Raw genomic sequence first — 5,968 nt, forward strand, 5'->3', positions numbered from 1 at the left:
CGGCGGTCGACAACCTGACCATCAGCTCGGCAGCGGATGAAGAGCACTCCCTGTCCAAGAGCAAAAAACTCACGGTTCAGGAAGATCACGTCAGCCAGGTCATGTCGGGTGTCACGGCGGGTGGCAACGTGAAGTTGGATGCCGGTAAGGATCTCGCGGTTATCTCCAGCCGCATTAGCGCAGGCGATGAGGCGTACCTGGTGGCGGGTGACAAGCTCGACTTGCTGGCGGCGAAAGACAGCGACTACTCGCTGTATGACATGAAGAAAAAGGGCTCCTTCGGCGCGAAGAAAACCAAACGCGATGAAGTGACCGATGTGAAATACATCGGCAGTGAAATCTCCACCGGGGGCAACCTGACCTTGGCCAGCGGTGGGGATCAGCGGTATCAGGTGGCGAAGCTGGAGAGTGGCAAGGACATCACGCTGGACAGCGGTGGCTCCATCACGTTTGAGGCGGTCAAGGACCTGCATGACGAGAGCCATACCAAGAGCGATGGCGACGCCTTCTGGACCTCATCGAAAGGCAAGGGCAATACCGACGAGACACTGCGCCAGACCCAGATGATTGCCAAAGGCAACATCACGATCAAGGCCGTCGAAGGTCTGCGAATCGACCTCAAAGAGGTCAATCAGCAAAGCGTTAGCCAGACCATTGATGCGATGGTCAATGCCGATCCGCAACTGGCCTGGCTAAAGCAAGCCGAAGCACGGGGCGATGTGGACTGGAAGTTGGTCAAGGAAATCCATGAGTCGTTCAAGTACCAGAACTCGGGACTTGGCCCGGCTTCGCAACTCATCATTGCGATTGTCATGGCAGCCTTTGTCGGCCCTGCGGCCCTGAGTGCTTTTGCCAGCATGGGGACCATCGGAGCCGCAGGCCTTGCTGCGGTGGCTTCTGGTGCGGCGACGAATGCGGCCACCAGCTTTATCAACAATGGTGGGAATCTTGGAGCGGTGTTCCAAGACGTGACGTCCTCGGAAGCGCTCAAAGGGTATGTGATTTCGGGTGTGACGGCTGGTCTGACGGCTGGTTTCTTTAAGGACATTCTGAAAACAACGACCAATCCGCTTACAAACAAAGTAACCATTGATCTCAGCAGCCTGGAAGGGATTGGTCGGTTTGGCGTAAATCAGGTATTGCAGGGCGGAACGTCCGCGTTGCTGGGCAAGGCGCTGGGCCAAGAGGGTAGCGTCAGTGATGTGCTGAAAACAGCACTGTTCAACACTTTGGCGGCAGCCAGCTTTAACGCTGTAGGTGACTTCACCAAGGGAGTAGCCGACGGTTCCCCGACTAAAGTCGTCATTCACGCCATGGTGGGTGGGCTGCTCTCAGAGGTAACAGGTGGTGATTTTGCAACCGGAGCCTTGGCGGCTGGTGCGAATGAGGCGCTCATCGTAGACCTGAACAAACTGGTTGGTGGCAATCCTGACCTGCTGTCGATGGCGTCGCAGATCGTGGGGGTGCTAGCGGCATCAACGACAGGCGATGTTGATGCGGGGACTTTGCAGACTGGGGCTTGGGTTGCCAACAATGCGACGCTGTACAACTTTCAGGCCCATTTTGATGAGTTTCAGGAAAAGTACGAAGCTTGCTCAAAGGATTCGAGCGGAGTTGGATGTTCAACGATATTAAAGATGGTGGGGGAGCGGTCTCAGAATCTCGGCAACGTTATTCTTAATACCGATGCTGATTCAAATGCAGTTAGCTACACGTTGCTGGATGAGTCGAGTAAACCATGGATGATCATGGAACCCGCGGAATACAACGCCTGGGTGACGCTTCCTACGGAGATGCAGGACGCTTTCAAATACTCGACTCAGTGGCAGCTTGATCTGTCCTCAACATTGCTTTACGCAAACAAGGGGGAAGGTGCCAAGGCTCTAGAAAGCTACGGTATGATGTTGAGCGAACCTGAGTATTGGGGCCAAATGGCCGTCGCCCTAATGCTCTCGGCAGCAGGCGGGGTTGGAGCGTTTAGGGGCATCGGCGGAACTGGTGCCGTTGCCAATGCAGAAAGAGGAGTGTTGGCTGAGGCAAATTTTGCTCAGAATACAATCAGATCTGACCGATCCTTTAGCCCTGATGGAGTAAAGCTTTACTCGGCTTTGGCAGGTAAACCTATAAAGACAGTAGAAGATTTAGCTGGTGCGTTGAAGACCGGAGCCATTACTCCAAATCAACTCCCGCTTGACTATGTGGAAATTAATGGAACTCGGCTTATTTTGAATACGAGAACCTCGACAGCACTTGAACAAGCAGGAATTCCTAGAAGTCAGTGGTTTGGGCGAAATCAGACTAATGTTGAAGCCTATCCAGGTAAAACATTTAATGATCTTGCAAAAGATCAACTAAAGAATAACCATCTGCCGTCGACCGGGGCAGATCAACTGAAATCGGTACGTCCATGAAAATAAGTCAACCGAAGCTGGTGCTCAATCCTTATGAATGGTTGCCAGGATTTGGCGAGTCAAAAGTCTCCTTCTGCTCTGTTGGAGTGGATCTCGTACTTGATGTCGAGTATGAGAAAGATGTTTTTGACGCTGATGGTAATGAGGAACTGTCAATTGTTAGACGAGAGATGGTTTTTAAAAATGTCCACTCCTTTATTAAGCTTCCATTTCCGGGAAGCATTATTTTCAATTTTTTGGGTGACGCAAGTGAATTTGGGTTGGGGGAGTTGACTGAGTTTAGAGAGTCTGAGTTTGTACGAAACAGTTTGGGTTCTTGGCGTTTGTTAACAAGTCTTGAACCGCCAAGGTTGAGGCACTTTAGTATTCAGTTTTTAGCGGAGAATATAGCTTTTCATGTGTTGGCTGAAGAGGTCTTTTTGTCAGGTGAGTTGTCGGTTATATAGTTATTTAAAGGGCGATTGTGGTTAGGTGCTAGTTGGGGTGTTAATGTTTTGAAAGCGGTAAATCTTAAAGGTGTGCCTCCTGGGCCTTTTTATTGGTTTGGCATGATATTTGGCAGTGGCTGTAGCGATTATATTCACTGAAAAATTATCGCTGCTTTTTTACGTCTTGCAGAGCTGTCAAGGTGGGTAGGGTTGGTTCTCGTGCAAAAAAATCAAAGGGACATGCTCTGTCAACCAAACACCATTTTCAGCTTGAAAGAATTTGAAGCCCTGTTGGTGCATTCGCAGGGCTTCAATTTTCAGCACCACAGGACTTCCATAGCGTTGTCCGACAGCGATAGCGGTTGGTATGTCATGCGACAGATGCACATAGTGGCGTGAGCCGGCAATCAGTCCTTGTTGGTGAATTGACTCTAGGAAGCGTGTTGCAGTGCCATGGTAGAGAAAGTCTGGAGGGGCTTTCTCAATGTGTTGAAGGTTAACGGTGGGTGTTGAGTGTCCCTGTACTGCACGAATACGCAGTCCGTCGTCGGAAATACTGAAGCGTCTTTTATCGCTGCTGCTAACAACTGCTTGAATGAGCGTCAGATCTAAAATTAGCCCTTCTTTAGCGGCGCCTGCGATCAATGAGTCAATATTACCCCAGCCTTCGCTATCCAATTGTAAACCTATAGCGTGTGGTTCATGCCTGAGGACATAACTAAGGAACTTGCTGGTTTCATTGATCTGTTTGGTTTTCATGCGATTTCCAGTTAAAAATGTGGCAGATTATTTTATTCATGACATGAAGTGGACGACCCGCAGGTCGCCCATTTCCATTTACTCCGCAGCTTGAGCCCGCAATCGCCTGCCAATTACATCCATCAAATCACAACCATCGCGCAACGGAATGGCCAGCAGCTTGGAAAAGTCCGAAAGCACCACCGTGTCGCAACCAATCTCGGCACGAAAGGCGATGTTCTCCAGCACCTGGGTGACTGTGCGAATGCGGTAATCGGCCATCGCGTGCAGGACGTCAAGTGGCGCTTGGGTATCAATAAGCAGAGAAGCCGGGACCAGGTCGATTCCGGTGAGGGGCATGTATCTATCCATAGTTGAAGCCTCGTTTAGTTTGCTGAGACTGCCAGCAGTTCGTCGCCAAACGAAATGGGGTGGCAGCTGTACGCAGGTTGGCGAACCGGAAACGAGTAACCGGCAGACCCGAAGGTCTCCCGCGCACAACTGCCATAAAAACAGTTTTGCGGATGCGGAGGCGCCTGCAAATAAGCAGACAGCTCTCGCACTCGTTCGTCAGGTCGCCAAACCCGGTCGCCATGTGGACGACGGGCGGACTATAAGCCTCATCGTTCCAGCGGTGCAAGGTGCCCGATTCTGAGGTTGGCGTAGGATCTTTACGATCAACCGCGTCCAAGGTCTGCCAAGCAACGCCGGCAAATCCCAACCGCACAAATACCTGATCGAAACCAACCCGGTACTCACCGACCTCAAGCAATTCATGAGTTCGGACTACCTGCTGTCCGGCCTGGGCTACAACCCCGACCAGAGCGCCAAGCGCCTGGGCGACGGCCTCTACGAGCAGAAACTGATCCAGCAAGCCGTGGTCGCCCGCACCGGCCAGCGCTTCATCGACGGCCAGACCTCGGACGAGGCGGTTTTCAAGTACCTGATGAACAACGCCATCGCCAGCAAGAGCCAACTCAACCTGAGCCTCGGTGTAACCCTCACGTCACAGCAAGTCGCGGCCCTGACCCACGACATCGTCTGGCTCGAAGAACACGAAGTGAACGGCGAAAAAGTCCTGGTGCCGGTGCTGTACCTGGCCAACGCCAACAACCGCCTCGCCGCCAACGGCGCGTTGATCCAGGGCAGCGACGTGACCCTGATCGCTGGCAAGAACCTGAACAACGCCGGCACCCTGCGCGCCAGCCAGAACCTGGAGGCGACGGCCAAGAATGATTTGGTGAGCAGCGGGTTGGTGGAGGCGGGGGAACGGTTGAACTTGCTCGCCACCAATAACCTGACCAACAAGGCGGGGGGGATCATTGCCGGGCGGGACGTGACGCTCAAGGCCACGAACGGCGACGTCGTCAACGAGCGCACGGTGACCTCCCACGACAGCAGCGTCGGCGACTACAGCCACGCGCGCGACTTCGTGGACAGCGCCGCCCGCATCGAGGCCGCGAACAAACTGGTGATCAACGCCGGGCGCGACGTTCTCAACACCGGCGGTGTGTTGAAAAGCGGTGGCGACATGACCATCGATGCCAAGCGCGATGTCAGCATCACCGCCGTAGAAGAGCGCCACTCCGACAGCCGTACCGACTTCCTCGACTCAACCCTCACCCAGCACGGCGCCAGCATCAGTGCCGGCGGGGACCTGACCGTCAATGCCGGCGGCGACGTGACCGTGGTGGCGAGCAAGCTCGACGCCAAAGGCGACGTGACGATGGACGCCAAGGGCGACCTGCTGTTCGCCACCGCCGCCGACGAACAACACAGCTACTTCAAGGACAAAAAGGAAACCCGCCAGGAAGACCACGTCAGCCAGATCGGCACCACACTGGAGGCCGGCGGCAAACTCACCCTCAAGTCCGGCAAGGACATGACCCTGGTTGCCAGCGATATCAGCGCCGGTAAAGAAGCCTACCTGCACGCCGACGGCGACCTGCAACTGCTGGCTGCATAGGACCGCGACTACACACTGTACGACATGAAAAAAAGCGGCAGCTGGGGCAGTAAAAAGACCCAGCACGATGAAGTGACGCAGATCACCCACATCGGTACGCAGATCAAGTCCGGTGGTGACCTGACGCTGTCCAGTGGTGGAGATCAGCGCTATCAGGTGGCGAAGCTGGAGAGTGGCAAGGACATCACGCTGGACAGTGGTGGGGCGATTGTTTTCGAAGGGGTGAAAGACCTGCATGACGAGAGCCATACCAAGAGCGATGGCGACGCCTTCTGGACCTCATCGAAAGGCAAGGGCAATACCGACGAGACACTGCGCCAGACCCAGATGATCGCCAAAGGCAACATCACGATCAAGGCTGTCGAAGGTCTGCGAATCGACCTCAAAGAGGTGAATCAGCAAAGCGTCAGTCAGACCATTGATGC

4 protein-coding genes and 1 pseudogene are annotated in these 5,968 nt (G+C 54.0%); 3 read left to right on the forward strand and 2 right to left on the reverse strand.

Annotated features, from left to right (window positions below):
- Both JUI81_RS31460 and JUI81_RS31465 read left to right on the forward strand, forming a co-directional pair.
- Positions 1-2,411 (forward strand): DUF637 domain-containing protein (locus JUI81_RS31460; RefSeq protein ID WP_204125676.1); only part of this gene is annotated, 2,411 nt, incomplete at its 5' end.
- Positions 2,408-2,857, forward strand: a complete 450-nt coding sequence (locus tag JUI81_RS31465; RefSeq protein WP_204125677.1) for a hypothetical protein — start codon at positions 2,408-2,410, stop codon at positions 2,855-2,857. The genes JUI81_RS31460 and JUI81_RS31465, both read left to right, overlap by 4 nt.
- A 177-nt stretch (positions 2,858-3,034) precedes the next feature.
- On the opposite strand, the gene JUI81_RS31470 is transcribed toward JUI81_RS31465, so the two are convergent.
- On the reverse strand, positions 3,035-3,598 hold the full coding sequence (locus JUI81_RS31470) for an RNA 2'-phosphotransferase (RefSeq protein WP_096480007.1): 564 nt from the start codon (positions 3,596-3,598) through the stop codon (positions 3,035-3,037).
- Positions 3,599-3,676: 78 nt separating this feature from the next.
- Positions 3,677-3,949, reverse strand: coding sequence for a hypothetical protein (locus JUI81_RS31475; RefSeq protein ID WP_008013568.1), 273 nt, complete (start codon positions 3,947-3,949; stop codon positions 3,677-3,679).
- A 403-nt stretch (positions 3,950-4,352) separates the two neighbouring features.
- Between JUI81_RS31475 and JUI81_RS31480 the strand changes: the two are divergent.
- Positions 4,353-5,968 (forward strand): annotated as a pseudogene (locus JUI81_RS31480) (hemagglutinin repeat-containing protein); the annotation flags it as partial.

Origin of the sequence: Pseudomonas sp. 008 (genome assembly GCF_016861935.1) — a bacterium.
Classification (GTDB): domain Bacteria; phylum Pseudomonadota; class Gammaproteobacteria; order Pseudomonadales; family Pseudomonadaceae; genus Aquipseudomonas.